This window comes from Vibrio sp. R12-SW3-ISO1, assembly GCF_059834005.1.
The window spans coordinates 40,335-58,266 of record NZ_JCBDGK010000015.1; the positions used below are offsets into that span (position 1 = coordinate 40,335).

A 17,932-nucleotide genomic window follows, 5' to 3' on the forward strand; every position below is an offset into this window, starting at 1 on the left:
AGAATTTCATTCGATAAAATCTCGATATTGCCAAAGGAGGTGTGTCGAACAAACCCAATGTGGACGAGACGAGGTTGCATAGGGGCTAGGTGACAAAAAAGTGGACTAGTACTTTTGAATTGTCTGGTTTATGCAGCTAGATTTATACAGTTAGGTAGGAATTGCCTGATAGAGCGATGAAATATTGAAAGGTTGAGTGAAAAAATTCACTCTTTTTGTTTACAAGCTATCGTTTCTATAAGAATTTACTCAAGTCAACGTCAGCACAGTCGATAGATATAACTACAATAATACGAACGACCTATACATTTTTCGAGGGAAGTTATGAGATTTAGTCAAAAGATTGTCGCCGCATCGTCCGCGCTGCTATTTGTGACGGTCGCCCTGTTGTCCGTCCAGCAACTGTCCATTGTGAAAAACGAAGTTGAGGAGCTGGTGGATGTCAGCTTGAGCGAAATCGTTAACGGTGTAAGAAGCACGGTGGTGTCCGAGATGGAAGCGAAAAAATCGTTGGCCCGCTCGTCGACTGAAGTGTTGCAGTTAGACCCATTCAATAAAGCACGTGTGAGTGAAATCCTTGAGCAGCCCAATTTGAAATCGAGCTTTCTTGCTGTGGGATATGGTTATGAGTCCGATGGGTCTCTGGTAGAAAATGACGATGGCTGGGAAGCCGACTCGAGTTATGACCCTCGCGTTCGTCCTTGGTATCAAGATGCGAAAGCCAAAGGATCGTTGATTGTCACTGCGCCATACGTGGATGTCTCGTCGAAGAAAGTGATTATCTCGATCGGCACGCCAGTGAAAGAAAACGGCAAAATGGTCGCCGGTATGTTCTATGACATGGAGCTGGGTGGCTTGGCGGATTTGGTCAACACAGCCAATCTTCATGATGCGGGTTATCTGTTTATTATCTCAGGTGATGGCACGACCATTGCGCACCCTAACTCGGACTTTAACGGCGAGAACTTGTCGACCTACCTGCCTGAAGTGACGCTTCAAGAGGGCGAACAGCGCATCACACAAGACGGTAAAGATTTCCTTATTAAATTGGCGCATGTTCCCAGTGAAAACTGGTACATTGGCGCGATTGTCGATGAAAGCGTCGCGTTTAAAGCCATCAGCGATATGCGTAATAGCTCGATCATTTACGTGATTATCGGTGTGGTGCTGAGTATTCTTGGCCTGACCTTCCTCATCAAAGTGCTGATGCGCCCACTAGGGACACTCAATGCAGCGATTCAAGATGTGGCATCTGGGCAAGGGGATTTGACCAAGCGTCTTGATACCAACACAGATAAAGAGTTTGCCGAGCTTGCGCATGGCTTTAACCAGTTCACGGAAACGTTGCAGAAACAAATTCAACAATCGAAAGCGATCGGTGCAGAGATCCTACGCGGAACAGAGATGACGGTTCAAGGCTCGCACGAATCTGCCGAAGCAATGCGCAGTCAGTTACAAGAGCTTGAACAGTTGGCGACCGCGATGAATGAGATGGCGGTCACCGCGACGGAAGTGGCCAACAACGCACAAGGTGCTGCGGCTGCCGCGCGTGAGGCCGATGAAGCAACCCTTGATGGCACCTCGGTGGTGAGTGACACTACAGCCTCGATCGACATGCTGTCTGCTCGAATCGATCAAGCGGTTGAAGAAGTGCAAGGGCTTGAGTCGGCGACGGCCAACATTGAGACCATTTTGAAGGTCATCAATGACATTGCCGATCAAACCAACCTATTGGCACTGAACGCCGCGATTGAGGCTGCGCGTGCGGGTGAGTCGGGACGTGGGTTTGCGGTCGTAGCCGATGAAGTTCGAACTCTGGCGCAAAGAACCCAAGAGTCAACGACCGAAATCCGCAACATGATTGAGCAGCTACAAGCGGGTGCGAGCTCAGTGTCGGCCGCCATGAACGAAAGTAAAGCGACCGCGGTCGACGCTGTGGACAAAGCGCAAGCGGCCGATGGTGCACTGCAACGTATTCGTGATGCGATTCAGCGTATCTCGGATATGAATATGCAAATTGCGTCGGCGGCTGAGCAGCAGAGCTTGGTAGCAGAAGAGATCAACAGCAACACAGTGAAAATCAAAGATCTCTCGACACAGGTGACCAACGCGTCAGAGGAGGCCAGTATTGCCATGCAGGTTCAAACCGAGAACGTGCGAGAGCAAGACGCGATTCTTAACAAGTTCATTGTGTAGTTCCTACCCTTGATAGTAAAAATGCCAGCATTTCTGCTGGCATTTTTGTCTCTGTAATTTTGTCTATCCCACTTTTTCACGGTAGGTCGCGATGAGTGGGTGACAAACGTACTCGTTAGGCGTTCTCATTCAGGTAGTTCAGAACCACTTCGTGATGGTCTTTCGTTTTGAACTTGTCGAACACGTGTTCAATCACACCTTCTTCGTTGATAAGGAAGCTAATACGGTGCAAACCGTCATACACTTTGCCCATAAATTTCTTTTCGCCCCACACACCGAACTGCTCGGCGACAGCGTGGTCTTCATCGGAAAGTAAGGTGAAGTTGAGCTCGTCACGTTCGATGAATTTACCGAGTCGTTTCACTGGGTCGATACTTACCCCTAACACCACCACATTGTGCTTATCTAGCTCGGCTTTCACGTCACGCAGACCTTGTGCTTGAACTGTGCAGCCTGGCGTCATCGCTTTAGGGTAGAAGTAGAACAGCACTTTCTTGCCAGCGAAATCGGACAATGACACGGTATCGCCGTTTTGGTCGAGAAGAGAAAAAGCAGGAGCAGGAGAGCCGGCTTTGAGTGTATTCATGAAGTATTCCTTTCTTACTGACTATTTTTTAGAAAATTAAGTGAGCCTCGAACTTGTAGCTCTTTACATAAAGCGTTGAAGTCTTCTTGTAACTGCATCAGGTTACAACCCGAGTCGACAGAAGCAGAAATAGCGATATGGAACTGGTCTTGCGGCGCTTGAATCTTATCTTTATTGATCGTCTGGGCGCTAAGAGAAGAAAGGCCAATCTCTTTGCTGGCAAAGAACTGGGTGAGCTGTTCCGTTAAGCCCGGTTTATCGTCCGACTCAATGAAGACTTCGACCATATAGCTATTGTCTGACAGAGTGTGAGGAGAAGTACGTTTCATCATGGTGATGAGATCATGTTCCTGGCCAAGTAAAGGCAAGGTGGTCTCGACGCGAGTGATGGCTGCGTTGCTTCCCGACAGCAGCATGATAAGCGTGAATTCACTACCAAATAGCGCAATACGACTATCAACAATGTTGCAACCCGAGTGCGTCACAAGGTGAACGACTTGGTTACAGATGCCTGAGCGGTCTGTCCCTACCGCGGTAATCACCAGATGTTGGTTCATAATGTCACTTCAGTCATTGTTAACTTTGTTAATGAGATAGCTTAGCACAGTTAAAAGGGAGAAAGTTGCGGGATCTGTAGGTTTTCTAATCACCTACATTGAGTGTTTTCACATTGTAGAGTGAAAGCGCGCAGCCTAAGTCAAATCGGGCTGTGGAGTGGTCTAGGTTGGGATAGATTTTACCCAGAATTGCGCCAACGCTAACATATGATAAATATTCACAGATTTAGGTGATTTAAGCGTGACGAACCGCTTGTGTTTTTCAATCCCCATACAGTAACATGCGATAAGTATCGAAATTAGGGAGAGAGACATGTTTTCAGGAAGTATCGTCGCGTTAATTACACCGTTTAATCAAGAAGACGAAGTCGATTACGCGAGTCTGAAAAAACTGGTCGAATACCACATTGCTGCGGGCAGCAGCGGTATTGTTGCGGTAGGTACGACGGGTGAATCATCGACGTTATCGATAGAAGAGCATGTCAAGGTTGTACTCAAGACGCTGGAATTCGCGGATGGCCGTATTCCTGTTATAGCAGGCACAGGCGCGAACGCAACCCACGAGTCAGTCACCTTTAGCCGCCTATTGAATAATACGGGTATTGCCGGTTGTCTGAGCGTTACACCATACTACAACAAGCCAACACAAGAAGGTTTGTACCAGCACTACAAAGCGATCGCTGACGTCAGCGAAGTGCCGCTGATCCTATACAATGTACCGGGTCGTACTGCGGTAGACCTTAAACCTGAGACGGTTGCTCGCCTTTCTGAAATCGAAAACATTGTTGCATTAAAAGATGCGACCGGTGATTTGAGTCGAATTGCGATTCATCGTGAACTTTGTGGCGAAGATTTTATCTTACTAAGTGGAGATGACTCGACCGGTTTGGATTTCGTCAAAATGGGTGGTCAAGGTGTGATTTCTGTGACCAACAATATTGCGGCTGCGGATATGGCAACTATGTTCCGTTTAGCCAGCGAAGGCAAATTTGACGAAGCGGAAGTCATCAACCAGCGTTTGATGCCTTTGCACAAGAATCTATTTGTGGAGTCAAGCCCGATTCCGGTCAAATGGGCGGCGCATAAGCTGGGTCTGATTGACCACGGTAGCCTAAGATTGCCGCTGACAGAGCTGTCAGACAACGCGCAGCCGATTGTATCGCAAGCCATGACGGATGCGGGCATCTACTGATTTAGGATAACTGCCGAAGCTTAGCTTCGGCTTTGATTTCTTAGGAGTTTCAATGAAATTGTCTCACCAGCTAGTCGTTAGTTCACTAGCTGTTTTTGTTTTAAGTGCCTGCTCAGGCAGCGCCACGCAGCGTCGCCAAGCCAAAGATGACTTTGAGTATCTTAATACCCCTGATTTAACCGAGTGGACGTTACCGGCAGGCGCAGAGCCTCAGTTTTACCCCAACTACCAAATTCCTCAGGGCGAGTTCAGCGGTGGAATTGGTCGTGAAGTGGATATTCGTCCTCCCCAGCAGGTCCTAGCCTTGATTCCTGGCGCGCGAGCAGAGCGCAAAGAAGGGGAAACGACATTATGGCTGCTGCGTGAAGATGAACTGGATCGCGTTTGGCAAACTGCGCAAACCATGCTGAGTGAGCGCAACATCGGTATCGTAGAGCAAACGGCAGACCATATTGAAACCGATTGGGTGACATGGAATTCTGCTGATGAAGATGTGGAGCTCAGCTCTCGCTACGATATCTCTCGTCTTGTGGCAAACAACCGCTACGGCTTCAAAATTTCTCTTATCGATTGGCGCGAAGGCGGTAAATCTATGCCTGTTACTGCGACCAATAAATCTCGCTACAACGCGTTGATGACCAACCTTGTAACTGCTCGCTATGATTTGGATTTGCGTGAAGAAGCGACGCGTAAAGCGCAAGAGCTGGTTAAACAGATCCCTATTACAATGGGCCGAGATCGCAGTGGCTTCCCGGTTATCATCGCTCGTACTCCTTACGATGTCCTATGGCAGCGTTTGCCAGAGTTGCTACCTAAGATGGGCTTTACCATCGAAGCGCGTAACCAATCTCAAGGCACCATCAAGGCCAAGTATGCCTCACCGGATGATGCGTTTTGGGATGATATTGGTGTGAAACCGACCGAGCTTAAAGCGGGAACTTATACCTTCCTCTTTGGCGACCTTGGGAACCGTACGTCCATTAACATTACCGATTCATCGGATGCTCCTGTGAATGAAGAGTTGTTGAAAGACATGGCACCAGTGCTGGCGGCTGTGGCAGAAAAACACGCCAAATAGACGTTGCCTACACCATTCAAGCATAAAAAAAGCTGACACGAGTCAGCTTTTTTGATCTTAATTGTCTTTAGATTTTCATCTATCCACAGACCAACGCGTTTAGAGCGTCATCGCGGCAATCCAGCCAAAGACGATCAAGGGGATGTTGTAGTGGATAAAGGTCGGGACAACCGTTTCCCACATGTGTTCATGTTGCCCATCGGCATTCAGGCCAGACGTCGGGCCTAAGGTCGAATCAGAGGCCGGAGAGCCTGCATCACCAAGCGCTGCCGCCGTACCGACAAGGGCAACGGTCGCCAGTGGTGAAAAACCAAACGCAGCAGCAAGTGGAACGTAAATGGTGGCGATAATAGGAATAGTGGAGAAAGAAGAACCGATACCCATGGTTACTAATAGGCCAACAATGAGCATCAGAAGCGCAGCGAGCGGTTTGTTGTCACCAATGCTGGTAGAGAGTGCTTCAACCAAAGATTCAACACCACCGGTTTGCTTCATGACCGCGGCAAAGCCTGCGGCTGCAATCATGATGAAGCCAATCATAGCCATCATGTGCACACCCTTAGTAAAGACATCCTGAGTTTCACGCCAGGCAATCACACCACCAAAGGTAAAGACCATAAAGCCAGCTAGGGCACCGACAATCATTGAACCGGTCGAGAGCTGAACCGTCAATGCCGCGATAATACCCAATGCGGCAGTCAGAACGTTCTTCTTGTTCACTTGGGTGGTGTTCTCTTCCACATGCGTCAGCTCCGTCTCTTTGTAGATTCGAGGCTTACGGTAGCTGACAAAAATAGCCGTGATCAGACCAAACACCATACCCGCAGCAGGGAGCAGCATCGCCATCGGCACTTGGCTTGCGGTGACAGACTCAAGACCGTTGTCGTGCAAATTTTTCAGCAAGATGTTGTTGAGGAAAATGCCACCAAAACCGATCGGCAACACCATGTATGGCGTGACCAGGCCAAAAGTCAGCACACAGGCAATCATGCGGCGGTCAAGGTTCAGTTTTGCAAATACGCCTAGCAAAGGTGGAATAAGAATAGGGATGAAGGCGATATGGACAGGAATGACGTTTTGCGATGACATGGTCACTAGAATCAGGGCAACCAGCACGGCGTACTTAAGGCCAAGTGACGCATTGGCATTCTCTTTACCATGAATGCGTTTGATCACGCTGCTTGCTAGAAGGTCGGTGATGCCGGATTTTGAAATCGCAACGGCAAACGTACCTAGCATCGCGTAGCTCAGTGCAATCGTTGCGCCGCCACCTAGACCACTTTCAAACGCGGAAACCGCCTCATTTAGACTCATGCCAGAGACGAGACCGCCGATGATAGCACTGAATGTCAGCGCGACCACGACGTTCACGCGCATCAGGGCAAGCGCTAGCATAACGCAAACGGAAATAACAACAGGGTTCATAACTTACTCGATAATTGTGTTTACATGTTTTTAGTATTAATCGGCGTCGTCGCTCAGTGGCCAGCCGCCTAGGGCTTTCCATTTATTGACGATGCCACAGAAAAGCTCTGCGGTTTTCTCCGTGTCGTAGAGCGCAGAGTGGGCTTCTTTGTTGTCAAATTCCATCCCTGCGGTTTTACACGCTTTGGCCAGAACAGTTTGACCGTAGGCCAAACCACTTAATGCGGCAGTATCAAAGGTGGCGAAGGGGTGAAACGGGACGCGTTTGAGCTTGCTACGTTCGCTTGCTGCCATGACAAAACTGTGGTCAAAAGTGGCATTGTGCGCAACGATGATAGCTCGGCTACAGTCCGCCGCTTTTTGCTCGCGGCGAACGAGCTTATAAATCTCTTTTAATGCTTCGGCTTCTGTCACTGCGCCGCGAAGCGGGCTAAATGGGTCACGAATCCCATTGAATTCTAGGGCTTCTTTTTCTAAGTTCGCCCCTTCAAATGGTTCAACATGGAAGTGAATCGTTGACGCAGGGTGGAGGTCGCCATTTTCATCCATACGTAAGGTGACCGCGCAGATTTCCAAGAGGGCATCGGTTTGGGCGTTAAATCCTGCGGTCTCGACGTCGATCACCACTGGGAAATAGCCTCGAAAGCGTTTTTTAAGCGTCAATGCTTCGTTTTCTGAACTCATGTTGGTCTATTGTTATGTGACAGGGGCAGCATTATTGCAGATTCTGTCAACAAGAAAAACCGTTAATCTCTTTGATGGCGACGCTGTGGAATGAAAGTGTTGGCGAGCTTTTTGCATTATTCTCACCAAAGTCATGCAGACAGAGTGACAAGCGGCAACGCCAGTCACCCAGCAGTATTAGAGATGAAGCATACTATGAACAAATTCTACGTTGCCTGTTTAGGGCTAGTCATTGCCGGTTTTGAAGCGAACGCCTTTGCGCTTGAGAAGCGCTATGTGGCAACGCCGATGCAGTCAACCTGGCAAATGGTTGCCAATACGCCGCTAGAATGTAAGTTGGTTCATCCTATCCCAAACTACGGCGATGCGGTGTTTTCTTCCCAAGCCAGTAAAAAGATCAATCTGGACTTTGAGCTGAAGATGAAACGGCAAATGGGGCAGACAAGAGACGTTAGCTTAGTGTCGATGCCTCCAGCATGGCGACCTGGCGATGGCGCCAGCCGCATGTCGAGCATTCAGTTTTTTCAGCAATTTGATGGTTACGTTGGTGGACAAACCGCGTGGAGCATTTTGGGTGAGCTTGAAAAGGGGCGTTATCCCACGTTTAGCTATCAAGAGTGGCAAAGTCGTGACGAGCGGGTAGAGGTGGCGTTGTCGTCGGTGCTTTTTCAGCCCACCTACAACGTATTTAGTGATTGTATTGCCAACTTGTTGCCTTACAGCTTTGAAGATATCGCCTTCACCATTTTGCATTATGACCGTTCTAGCGTAGAGCTGAATAAAGCTTCGCAAAAACGCCTTGCACAAATTGCGGAGTACATTAAACACAACCAAGATATAGACTTGGTGTTGGTATCGACATACACCGACTCGTTAGACAGTAAAGCCGCCAGCCAAAGTTTATCTGAGCAGCGTGCTGAAGTGCTGCAACGTTACTTCCGTTCGCTTGGTTTACCGGAAGATAGGATTCAAGTTCAAGGTTATGGGCGTCGTCGTCCGGTGGCGGACAACGCATCACCGCTTGGCAAAGATAAAAACCGCCGCGTAGTGATTTCTCTCGGTCGTACCCAAGTCTAAAAGAACAGCGCCAAAATTTGGCGCTGTTTTTGTATCCGCTGCATAGCTTCAGTATGTAAGGTAAAACATGAAGCCAAGTTTTTAGCAAGATAGCCGATCAGTTCAGCTTAAACTGTGCGATTAAGTTGCAATTGGTCGCTGTATCGATGTCTTGTACCATGCGAGCGATGGTCGGATTGGGGTGGCGTTTCATAAACTCCACTAACGCCTTTTTACAGCAGCCGATCGAAGAGACAAAGGCGTCACAGTCTGAATTCGGGCATTGAGGGATCAGCGTCAGCACTTTCTCTGAAGCGAGCTGTAAATACTTCAGTTCATACTTTTCATCGCCCATCGAGCGCCAGAAGGTCGCTAGGTTGTGGCACGAAATCACCGAGATCATCAGTCGGTCTTCGATATCGACATCGACCTGTTCACCCAGTCGTTCGCTCAGTGTTAATGCCTGTTGATAATGCAGAATACTGCGTAAGTGGTCTTGGTCCTTAAACGCGACGTCTGCGAGCAGTGTGTGTTTTTCCCATTCTGCCAGTTGCATGCTTGTCTCTCCTCTCTATGAGAAGAATAAGATTAAGTGATAATCATTATCATGTAAAGCAAATAAAAATGGGCAGCCAATGCTACCCATAGATTGGATTGATTCGCACTGTTAGCCTTCAAGCCCAGCTGTCGCTTGCTTGTTTTGAATCAACTCAATTTTGTAACCGTCTGGATCTTCAACAAACGCGATGTGTGTCGTGCCACCTTTTACGGGGCCTGGTTCACGAGTCACATTGCCGCCTGCGGCTTTGATCGCATCACAAGTAGCGTAGATGTCATCGACACCCACCGCTACATGGCCAAATGCGTTGCCAAGATCGTAACTGTCGGTACCCCAGTTGTACGTTAGCTCAATCACCGCGCCTTGCGATTCATCGCCATAGCCAACGAAAGCCAACGTGTATTGGTATTCTGTGTTTTCGTTTTTACGTAACAGAGACATGCCCATTACGTCAGTGTAGAACTGAATAGATTTGTCGAGATCACCTACGCGTAGCATGGTGTGTAGAATGCGTCCGTTTGACATGTGCCTAGCTCCTAGTTGTCGGGGTAAACTTTCTCTTTATACTCACACAGGTCTTCAATCAAGCAACTGCCACACCTTGGCTTACGGGCCAAACAGGTGTAGCGGCCATGAAGGATCAACCAGTGATGTACGTCGAGTTTGAATTCTTTGGGGACCACCTTAAGCAGTTTCTCTTCTACTTGGTCAACGTTCTTGCCCATAGCGAATTTGGTGCGATTGGAGACGCGGAAAATGTGCGTATCGACCGCAATCGTTGGCCAACCAAAGGCCGTGTTGAGGACGACATTCGCCGTCTTGCGACCCACGCCAGGTAGTGCCTCGAGTGCCTCACGGTTTTCAGGCACCTCACCGTTATGTTGGTCGAGCAGAATACGACAGGTTTTGATGACGTTTTCTGCTTTTGAGTTAAATAAGCCAATGGTTTTGATGTACTCTTTCACGCCGTCAACGCCGAGATCAAACATCGCTTGTGGCGTGTTGGCAACAGGGTAGAGCTTGTCAGTGGCTTTGTTGACACTGACATCGGTGGCTTGAGCCGAGAGGAGAACCGCGATCAGCAGCTCGAAAGGCGTGTTCCAATTCAGCTCCGTTTGCGGGTGCGGATTGTCATCTCTTAGCCTCTGTAGAATTTGAATGCGTTTCTCTTTGTTCATTATTCGCTGACTTCCCGTGTGTTGATTAGCTGGTCACCCGCGCTCGTTCTATCGTTGGTTTGGTTTTCTCTTTGCGCGCGCTCAGTCGACTATCGATGGTGTTTTTAATCGCAATCAGCAGCCCAACGCCGATGAAGGCACCTGGCGGCAGCATTGCCAGTAGGAAATTGCTGTCAAATTGGAACACTTCAATTCGCAGCGCTGTTGCCCATTGCCCTAGCAGCAGCTCTGCACCATCAAATAAGGTACCATTGCCAAGAATCTCACGCATGGCTCCCAAAATGACAAGAATAATCAGCATCCCCATGCCCATCCAAAAACCGTCTTGAGCGGCAAGAAGTGGCACGTTTTTCGAGGCAAACGCTTCAGCGCGTCCGATGATGATGCAGTTGGTCACGATAAGTGGGATAAAGATACCCAGCGACAAATACAAACCGTAAGCGTACGCGTTCATCAGCAGCTGCACGCAGGTCACTAACGAGGCAATGATCATCACAAAGACCGGAATGCGTACCTCTTTTGGCACATAGTCGCGTACTAAAGAGACGGTCACGTTCGATCCAACCAGAACCAACAGGGTCGCAATCCCCAAGCCAAGCGCATTAGTGACGGTAGAGGAGACCGCCAGCAAAGGGCATAGGCCAAGCAGTTGGACCAGTGCGGGGTTGTTGTCCCACAAACCATTCTTAATCAGTGTTTGATGTTCAGTCACGCGCACCTCCGCAATTGAGCGGTTGAGATTGAATGTCACCACGATGGTCGTTGACATACTCTAACGTATTACGTACCGCCTTGACGACCGCTCTTGGCGTGATGGTTGCCCCGGTAAATTGATCAAATTGCCCGCCGTCTTTACGCACTTTCCAACTGGCCTGGTTATCCGTAGTCAGCACTTTGCCGGTAAAGCCGAGGATCCAATCTGTGACACGCAAATCGACTTTGTCACCGAGTCCGGGTGTCTCTTGATGGCTCAATACTCGGGTACCGGTGACCGTGCCATCTTGTTTCACGCCAATGATGAGTTTGATGGAACCGTTATAGCCATCGGGCGCGATGGCTTCAATCGCCATGGCGCTAGGCTCGCCATTTAAGGAAGCGAGGTAGACTGGCATAGGTTCAGCCGTGCCAAGCAGCGGATCCGTCACCAAGGTACAGGCTTGGTAGAGATCGTTGTCGTGCAGATCATGTGGGATGACCTGATTGAGTACCGAGAGCAACTGCGCTTGCTCCTGGCGCTGGATCTGATCGGCGGTCAAGTAGTGAGTCAGCGCAACTAAGCCTGTAGAAGCACAGGCAAAGATGGCAAGGATTGCGCCGTTGTTACGTATAGCGTTCAGCATGATACCCCTCAGTGACCGTAAGTTTTGGGTTTGGTGTAGTAATCAATCATGGGTACGCACATATTGCCCAGTAGCACCGCAAAGGCAACGCCATCTGGGAAGCCGCCCCACGTTCGAATGATAAAGACCATAGCGCCAATAAAGGCCCCAAATACCAAGCGTCCCTTGACCGTGGTCGACGCCGACACCGGATCGGTTGCGATAAAAAAGGCGCCGATCATGGCTGCGCCAGAAAGGAGGTGCAAGATGGGTGAGGCGGTCTCTCCTGGCGTGATGAGCATAAAAATGCCGCTCATGGCAGCGAGGCTAGCGAGAAAACTCACAGGGATGTGCCAACTGATGATGCGCAGTTTTATCAGCATCAAACCACCGAACAAATACGCCAAGTTGACCCATTCCCAACCGACGCCGCCTAAACCGCTAAATTGCGCTTGTCGCATCACTTCCACACTGGTATTTCCTGCAAGCAGGCCAGTTTTAAACGCATCGAGTGGCGTGGCCATAGTGATGCCATCGATACCGGTGCGAATTTGTTGTAGCGACAGCCCCTCTTGACTGTAACCGCTAAAGATTAGCGACAAGGTATCGGCAAGGGAGGTGCTGACGGGTTGCAGTGTGCTCGGAGCCATCCAACTGGTCATTTGGACAGGGAAGGAGATGAGCAACACCACGTAGGCGACCATTGCTGGGTTAAAGAGGTTTTGTCCAATACCTCCGTAGAGGTGTTTTGCGATGACGATGGCGAACACCAGTCCAATCACCATCATCCACCAAGGGGAAAGAGGCGGAATGGCCACAGCCAGCAACCAAGCGGTCACGATGGCGCTGTTATCACGCAGTGCCGACATGGGCGAGCGGCCACGAACCAGCATCACCACACTTTCGAGTAGCAGTGCCAGTGCAATGGCAAAAATCAGTTGGATCAAAGTGCCCCAACCAAAAAAGTAGATTTGAGCGGCAAGCCCGGGCAAGGCGCAGACGGCGACCCATTTCATCAAATCCGGCGTGCTTTTACGGCTGTGAGCATGGGGGGAACTTGCGATAAAGAACGCCACTAGTTGTTCTCCTCAGAAGGTTTAGATGATTGTTGGGCAGCTTTACGCGCTTTGGCGCGAGCAATCGCTGCCGCCACGGCCGCTTTTTTCGGATCTTCAGTAGGCCTACTCTTAGCTTGAGCCTCTTCACTATTGGAGTCCGCGTCGCTCTCTTGCTGCGCTTTACGCGCTTTGGCGCGCGCAACCGCTGCTGCGACGGCGGCTTTTTTCGGATCCTCAGCCGGTTCACTCTTAACTTGAGTCTTTTCGCTGCTAGAGTCAGCGTTGCTCTCTTGCTGCGCTTTACGCGCTTTGGCGCGCGCAACCGCTGCTGCGACGGCGGCTTTTTTCGGATCCTCAGCAGGCTCATTCTTAGCTTGAGCCTCTTCGCTGCTGGAGCCCGTTTCGTTCTCTTGCTGCGCTTTACGCGCTTTAGCGCGCGCAATCGCTGCCGCGACGGCGGCTTTTTTCGGATCCTCAGCAGGCTCATTCTTAGCTTGAGCCTCTTCGCTGCTGGAGCCCCTTTCGTTCTCTTGCTGCACATTACGAGCTTTAGCGCGAGCAATCGCTGCCGCGACTGCCGCTTTTTTTGGATCCTCTGCTGGCTTGTGCTCTTCAGGTGTCTCTTCGCTACTGTTACTTGCTAATGCGGCTTTGCGCACTTTCGCTCTGGCCACAGCAGCGGCGACGGCGGAAGATTTGTCTGTTTCGCTTTGCTCATCACTTTGAGTGGTTTCTTTTTGCACTTTCTGCGCTTTTTTCTCGCGGGCTTGACGTTTACGCTCTTCTCGCAACTTGGCCATTTCCGTGTTGTCCGGTTGGTCGCTGCTGCTTGTCGCTTGCTCTCTAGCCGCTTCTTGTTTCGCTTTGGCTCTGGCAATCGCGGCGGCAACCGCTGGCTTGGTTTTGCTGTCTTCGCTTGTGGTTTTTTGCGCTTTCACACGCGCGATGGCGGCGGCGATGGCGTCATCACCTCCACTGGCTTTCATCTCGCTGCGACGTTCATCCGCGGCTTTTTTGAAGCGATTCTCACGTTCGGCTTTGTCGCGTTCCATACGCGCTTTTTTCTCTTCAAAGCGGAGTTTGGCACGCTCTGCTGCTTGCGCTTCTTCTTTGCGCGTGCGTATTTCCGCTTTGGCCTGGCGATAATATTGCACCAGTGGGATCTCGCTAGGGCAGACGTACGCACAAGCGCCACATTCAATGCAGTCTTTTAGATTGAGCTCTTCACATTTTTCATACTCTTGCGATTTCGCATACCACTGCAACTGTTGAGGCAATAGTGACGCGGGGCAAACCTCAGCGCACTGAGCACAGCGAATGCACGCCATTTCCGTACCCGCAGGGGCGATCTCGCGGCGAGTTGGGGCAAGAATACAGTTGGATGTTTTTGTGATGGGCACATTGGCGTGCGGCAAGGTAAAGCCCATCATTGGCCCACCCATGATCAATCGAGGTAGGCGCTTATCTGCTTGATAGCCGAACTCGTCGAGCAGCGCTTGAACTGGGGTACCCAAAGCCGCAAGGACGTTGCGTGGTTGACGAAATGCATTGCCCGTTAACGTAACGATGCGCTCAATCAAAGGTTCACCATCCACAACGGCGCGTTTGATGGCGTACAGCGATCCGACGTTTTGTACCATCATCCCAATGTCCGCTGGGATGCCATCGGCGGGGACTTCTTTGTTAGTCAGCAGTTTGATGAGCTGCTTTTCGCCGCCCGAGGGGTACTTAGTCGGTACGACACGAATGATCAGGTTTTTGTCTTGCGCTGCCGCTTCTAAGGCTGCAATCGCCTCAGGTTTGTTGTCTTCAATGCCGATCACGGTCAGCTTTGGCTTGAGAATATGCTCGACAATCTCGATGCCCGTGATCACCTCTTGTGCAAACTCTCGCATCAAGGTGTCATCGGCGGTGATGTAGGGTTCACACTCAGCGGCATTGATGATCAAAATCTCGGTACGCGAGAGGCCTGATTGAATCTTTTTCGCGGTAGGAAAGCCAGCGCCTCCCATACCAGAAATCCCCGCTAGGCGGATCTTTTCAATCAGAGCTTCTGGAGAGTGTTGGCTGAAATCAGGCCAAGGGGCTTTGTCATACCAGGTGTCTTTGCCATCGGGTTGAATGACAATGCAGGTCTCCGCCAAACCGGAAGGGTGGGCGGTGGTACGAGGCTCAATCGCCGTAATGGTGCCTGAGGTGGGCGCGTGCACGGGCAACGTGAATGTGACGTCGTATTTGGTTAACGGCTCACCTTTTAAGACGTGCGCGCCGATATCAACCAGTAAGGTCCCTTCTTTGCCGATGTGCTGTTTGAGAGGCAGCACAATTTCAGTTGGCAACGAGGCGCGAACCAATTCACTGCCCAGCGACTGCTGTTTATTCTCTGGTGGGTGAATTCCCCCAGGAAACTGCCACAGCGTACCTGATTTAATTTGTTCGATTAATGACAACATGCCAGTCCTTAATTCACGCTTTTCTGCGCGGAGGCAGAATCGGTAATATCAACAACAGGAATGGCGTCCAGTTGCCACTTCCAGTTCGCTGTAGTGTTTTCTACAGGAATCATTTCAATGCAGTCCGTTGGGCACGGCGCGACACACAAATCGCAGCCAGTACATTCATCTTTAATCACGGTATGCAGTGCTTTGGTACCGCCAACAATGGCATCAACCGGGCATGCTTGAATACACTTGGTGCAGCCAATACACATATCCTCATGAATAAAGGCGACTTTTTTGACGGCTTCATCTAGGTCATGCGCAGACTCTGTCGCTTCGACACCCATTAAATCCGCCAGCTTCTCAATGGTGGCTTGACCGCCGGGAGGACACTTGTTGATCTCGTCTCCCGTGGCGATCGCTTCCGCATAAGGGCGACAGCCGGGGTAGCCGCACTGGCCACACTGCGTTTGCGGTAAAATCGCGTCGATTTGATCGACGATCGGATCGGCTTCTACTTTGAAGCGGATGGAGGCGAAGCCCAAGATTGCGCCAAACAGCGCAGCAAGCGCGGCAATCGCGATAACGGCAATTAGGATGGCACTCATTACAGCTTCACCAACCCAGTAAAGCCCATAAAGGCGAGAGACATCAGTCCTGCGGTGATCATCGCAATGGACGCCCCTTTAAATGGGACTGGCACATCCGCAGCGTTAACACGTTCACGCATCGAAGCGAACAAAATCAGCACCATAGAGAAACCCACAGCAGCGCCAAAGCCGTAGATAATCGATTGGATAAAGTTGTGGTTCTCATTGATGTTAAGCAGGGCAACACCCAGCACCGCACAGTTGGTGGTGATCAACGGCAGGAAGATGCCGAGTAAGCGGTAGAGTGTCGGACTGGTTTTGTGTACCACCATTTCTGTGAACTGCACGACGACGGCGATAACAAGAATGAAGCTCATGGTACGTAAGTATTGCAACCCAAGCGGCAGCAAGATGTAGTTTTCTACTAAATACGCGCACACGGAAGCGAGGGTTAACACGAACGTCGTCGCGAGCCCCATACCAATAGCGGTCTCTAATTTCTTAGACACCCCCATAAATGGACATAACCCCAGGAATTTTACCAGTACAAAGTTGTTTACCAGCACAGTGCCGACCAACAACAAAAGATATTCGGTCATAGTTATATAATTTAGATATTCCGATCCCGACATTATCCTGCTTTGGATGCCTAATAACAACCAAGGAAAGATAAGGTTTTATATTGTTGAATAAAAATTATACGGGATCGGGCGGCGTTTGGTCAGCCAAGTCACTAATTTGTCGTCGCTCGTTCACTTGGGTCGAGTTCAGGATAGCGCTCTGATATCGCTTTTAGTTCGCTTTGATGCTCGCGCAGTGCATTGACGCAATCACGATCCAATTTACCCATCTGAACCATCTTTTCCAGCTCTAGCAGTGCGTAAAGAATCGACGACGCCTGTTTATACGGGCGATGGGTGATCAAAGCGTCAAAGATATTTGCGACGCAGACAATACGAGCGGCGAGAGGGATCTCATTGCCTCTTAGATGGCGAGGATACCCCGAGCCATCGAGAAACTCATAGTGGTGTGCAATGATGTGTAAAAACAGTTCAGCACTGGGGTGACCACTTGCGCCCGCTTGCTCAATGAACTCATGAATGATGGCTTCTCCCGCTTGAACATGTTCTCTGAGTGTCGCGAGCTCTACCTCGGTCAACTTACCGGGTTTACACAGTAGCTCTGCCGGTAGCGTGACTTTGCCAATGTCGTGATACTGCGAAAATAAGCTCAGGTGTTCAATGGTTTCGTCATCGAGATCGTATTTGAGCGCAAGGCCCGTGGCGATCACATGTGTAAAACTGGCGACGCGCTGTTTGTGCGCCCGAGATTCTCGTTGATAGAGCGGAAACTGCGCAGCGTGCTTGCAAGCACAATTGATCAAGGTATCCACCAGCTGATACTCAGAAAAAATCGACAACCTCATCATTTCCAAGTAAGGCTTAAGGGTATCGAGCGCCGCCGGTGTAAACGCACTCTCTTGATAAGAGTTGAGGAAGATGAACCCAAGGAATCGATCATGGATAAAGGTTGGTATGGTCGCCGAAGATCGGTAGCCATCGCGCAGTAAAGACTCAATATGCGGCGAGCGGCGCAATGTTGTTAGATGCGTCAAAATGACCGGGCTGCGCGATTGCAGGCTTTGGCGCAACGTCGGTAATGAACTCAGTGGCGCTTCGTAATGGGTAATATTGAGCGAAAGCGAGGTGCTGTCGGCGTAACTGCGCAGCAAATGATCTCTGTCGTCATACAGGGCAAAACTTAAGTGGTCGAGAGCGGGATGGTGAACTTGCATACGCTCCAACAAGCCGGTCATTTGCTCGTTTAGGTGATGGGATTGTGCCAGTGAAGAGTGGCGACGCAGTGTTGAGTTTTCCATGATGCCCCCCCTTACAAAATCAACGCCAACGATGAATCAAGAACGAACCGATTGTTGTGCCTCACTGGGTATTGAATGTGTGCACACTCAGTTTCGGCCGCATAGCTTCGGACAAGCAGTAATCTGCAATCTGCAAC

18 protein-coding genes are annotated in these 17,932 nt (G+C 50.1%); 4 read left to right on the top strand and 14 right to left on the bottom strand.

Features of this window, described 5'->3' with window-relative positions:
- Positions 1-324: 324 nt before the first annotated feature.
- A complete protein-coding gene (locus AC6R0R_RS03855; protein WP_500625747.1) occupies positions 325-2,196 on the top strand; it encodes a methyl-accepting chemotaxis protein in 1,872 nt (623 codons plus the stop codon).
- A gap of 115 nt (positions 2,197-2,311) precedes the next feature.
- On the opposite strand, the gene bcp is transcribed toward AC6R0R_RS03855, so the two are convergent.
- Both bcp and AC6R0R_RS03865 read right to left on the bottom strand, forming a co-directional pair.
- Positions 2,312-2,782, bottom strand: a complete 471-nt coding sequence (gene bcp, locus AC6R0R_RS03860; RefSeq protein WP_500625748.1) for a thioredoxin-dependent thiol peroxidase — start codon at positions 2,780-2,782, stop codon at positions 2,312-2,314.
- A gap of 14 nt (positions 2,783-2,796) precedes the next feature.
- A complete protein-coding gene (locus AC6R0R_RS03865; RefSeq protein WP_500625749.1) occupies positions 2,797-3,339 on the bottom strand; it encodes a glycine cleavage system transcriptional repressor in 543 nt (180 codons plus the stop codon).
- A 313-nt stretch (positions 3,340-3,652) separates the two neighbouring features.
- Here AC6R0R_RS03865 and dapA point away from each other — a divergent pair, with 313 nt between their 5' ends.
- Positions 3,653-4,531 carry a 4-hydroxy-tetrahydrodipicolinate synthase gene (gene dapA / locus AC6R0R_RS03870; protein WP_500625750.1) on the top strand — a complete coding sequence of 293 codons (879 nt, stop codon included), beginning with the start codon at positions 3,653-3,655 and terminating at the stop codon, positions 4,529-4,531.
- 52 nt (positions 4,532-4,583) lie between these two features.
- Positions 4,584-5,609: an outer membrane protein assembly factor BamC gene (gene bamC / locus AC6R0R_RS03875; protein WP_500625751.1), complete on the top strand. Its 1,026-nt coding sequence runs from the start codon at positions 4,584-4,586 to the stop codon at positions 5,607-5,609.
- Between the two features lie 99 nt (positions 5,610-5,708).
- Here bamC and AC6R0R_RS03880 read toward each other — a convergent pair whose 3' ends face one another.
- Complete coding sequence (locus tag AC6R0R_RS03880; protein WP_334551150.1) at positions 5,709-7,034, bottom strand: Na+/H+ antiporter family protein; 1,326 nt, start codon at positions 7,032-7,034, stop codon at positions 5,709-5,711.
- A gap of 36 nt (positions 7,035-7,070) precedes the next feature.
- A complete protein-coding gene (gene rnt, locus AC6R0R_RS03885; protein ID WP_334551149.1) occupies positions 7,071-7,718 on the bottom strand; it encodes a ribonuclease T in 648 nt (215 codons plus the stop codon).
- A gap of 195 nt (positions 7,719-7,913) precedes the next feature.
- On the opposite strand from rnt, the gene motY reads away from it, so the two are divergent.
- A complete protein-coding gene (gene motY, locus AC6R0R_RS03890) occupies positions 7,914-8,795 on the top strand; it encodes a flagellar protein MotY (RefSeq protein WP_500625752.1) in 882 nt (293 codons plus the stop codon).
- Between the two features lie 97 nt (positions 8,796-8,892).
- Here the strand turns inward: motY and AC6R0R_RS03895 are convergent, their stop codons facing one another.
- The 10 genes from AC6R0R_RS03895 to AC6R0R_RS03940 all read right to left on the bottom strand — a co-directional run bounded on the left by AC6R0R_RS03895 (position 8,893) and on the right by AC6R0R_RS03940 (position 17,795).
- On the bottom strand, positions 8,893-9,330 hold the full coding sequence (locus AC6R0R_RS03895) for a DUF2753 domain-containing protein (RefSeq protein WP_334551145.1): 438 nt from the start codon (positions 9,328-9,330) through the stop codon (positions 8,893-8,895).
- 111 nt (positions 9,331-9,441) lie between these two features.
- Positions 9,442-9,858 carry a lactoylglutathione lyase gene (gloA, locus tag AC6R0R_RS03900; RefSeq protein WP_334551144.1) on the bottom strand — a complete coding sequence of 139 codons (417 nt, stop codon included), beginning with the start codon at positions 9,856-9,858 and terminating at the stop codon, positions 9,442-9,444.
- 11 nt (positions 9,859-9,869) lie between these two features.
- The gene (gene nth, locus AC6R0R_RS03905) at positions 9,870-10,511 is read right to left on the bottom strand and encodes an endonuclease III (RefSeq protein WP_334551142.1); all 642 of its coding nucleotides are present in this window, start codon (positions 10,509-10,511) and stop codon (positions 9,870-9,872) included.
- Between the two features lie 25 nt (positions 10,512-10,536).
- Positions 10,537-11,223 carry an electron transport complex subunit E gene (locus tag AC6R0R_RS03910; protein ID WP_334551141.1) on the bottom strand — a complete coding sequence of 229 codons (687 nt, stop codon included), beginning with the start codon at positions 11,221-11,223 and terminating at the stop codon, positions 10,537-10,539.
- Positions 11,216-11,851 carry an electron transport complex subunit RsxG gene (gene rsxG, locus AC6R0R_RS03915; protein WP_334551139.1) on the bottom strand — a complete coding sequence of 212 codons (636 nt, stop codon included), beginning with the start codon at positions 11,849-11,851 and terminating at the stop codon, positions 11,216-11,218. Before rsxG ends, AC6R0R_RS03910 begins: the two co-directional genes overlap by 8 nt.
- An 8-nt stretch (positions 11,852-11,859) precedes the next feature.
- Entirely contained in the window at positions 11,860-12,906 is a 1,047-nt protein-coding gene (rsxD, locus tag AC6R0R_RS03920) for an electron transport complex subunit RsxD (protein WP_500625753.1), read from the bottom strand.
- Complete coding sequence (rsxC, locus tag AC6R0R_RS03925) at positions 12,906-15,341, bottom strand: electron transport complex subunit RsxC (protein WP_500625754.1); 2,436 nt, start codon at positions 15,339-15,341, stop codon at positions 12,906-12,908. The genes rsxD and rsxC overlap by 1 nt, the downstream gene beginning before the upstream one ends.
- A gap of 8 nt (positions 15,342-15,349) precedes the next feature.
- Positions 15,350-15,934, bottom strand: a complete 585-nt coding sequence (gene rsxB, locus AC6R0R_RS03930) for an electron transport complex subunit RsxB (protein WP_334551134.1) — start codon at positions 15,932-15,934, stop codon at positions 15,350-15,352.
- Complete coding sequence (gene rsxA, locus AC6R0R_RS03935; protein WP_500625755.1) at positions 15,934-16,515, bottom strand: electron transport complex subunit RsxA; 582 nt, start codon at positions 16,513-16,515, stop codon at positions 15,934-15,936. Before rsxA ends, rsxB begins: the two co-directional genes overlap by 1 nt.
- A gap of 134 nt (positions 16,516-16,649) precedes the next feature.
- A complete protein-coding gene (locus AC6R0R_RS03940) occupies positions 16,650-17,795 on the bottom strand; it encodes an HD domain-containing phosphohydrolase (protein WP_500625756.1) in 1,146 nt (381 codons plus the stop codon).
- Between the last annotated feature and the right edge of the window lie 137 nt (positions 17,796-17,932).